At 79.8% G+C, this 598-nt stretch carries 1 protein-coding gene and 1 pseudogene; one reads left to right on the top strand and one right to left on the bottom strand.

Annotated elements, in window-relative coordinates:
* A partial coding sequence (locus tag GTQ99_RS23845) for a PPA1309 family protein (protein WP_240898024.1) occupies positions 1 to 375 on the top strand: 375 nt, incomplete at its 5' end.
* A gap of 11 nt (positions 376 to 386) precedes the next feature.
* On the opposite strand, the pseudogene GTQ99_RS23840 reads toward GTQ99_RS23845, so the two are convergent.
* Positions 387 to 598: pseudogene (locus GTQ99_RS23840) on the bottom strand (signal protein PDZ); the annotation flags it as partial.

Here is a 598-nt window from a genome sequence, read left to right as displayed (position 1 = left end):
CGCGCCGACGCCGGCCACCTGACCTCCGTGGAGCAGGAGGGCGTCCCGGACGTGGCCGACCTCGACGAGCTGCTCGGCCAGCTCGCCTGGCCCGGCGGCGTCGACGGCGCCGCCCTCGTCGTCGAGCGCATCCTCGTGCCGCCGGACGCCGAGGCCGAGGTGCGCGCCGCGGCACCCGCCGACGAGGAGGCCCGCGCCCGCGCGCTGGCCGCCCACCCGCTGGCCGAGGACGTCCGCATCGCCGTCGCCGTGCTGCGCGACGGCCGCCACGAGTGCGCGGTGCGCTCGCGCTCGAAGGACTCCGACGGCGAGGTGGCCATGGGCGCGGACCTCGTGCCGGGCCTGGTGAGCGCGCTGCAGGCGACGCTGGACTGAGGCCCGTCGGCTCAGCCGGCGGCGGCGACCGCCTCGCAGGTCTGCAGCGCGCCGCCGTCGCCGGCGCCGACGGCCTCCACGGCCGTGCGCGCCTCGTGCAGCGTGGAGACCGGCAGGACGGTGATGCCCTCGGGCACGGCGCCGGCCACCTGCCCGCACTCCGCGCGGGGCGCGAGGAACCAGCGGGCGCCCGCCGCGCGGGCGCCGATGACCTTCTGGCGCA

The organism is Kineococcus vitellinus (genome assembly GCF_009906315.1).
Classification (GTDB): Bacteria; Actinomycetota; Actinomycetes; order Actinomycetales; family Kineococcaceae; genus Kineococcus; species Kineococcus vitellinus.
The sequence above is the reverse complement of the archived record's forward strand: the minus strand, read 5'-3'. Positions and strand labels throughout refer to the sequence as shown.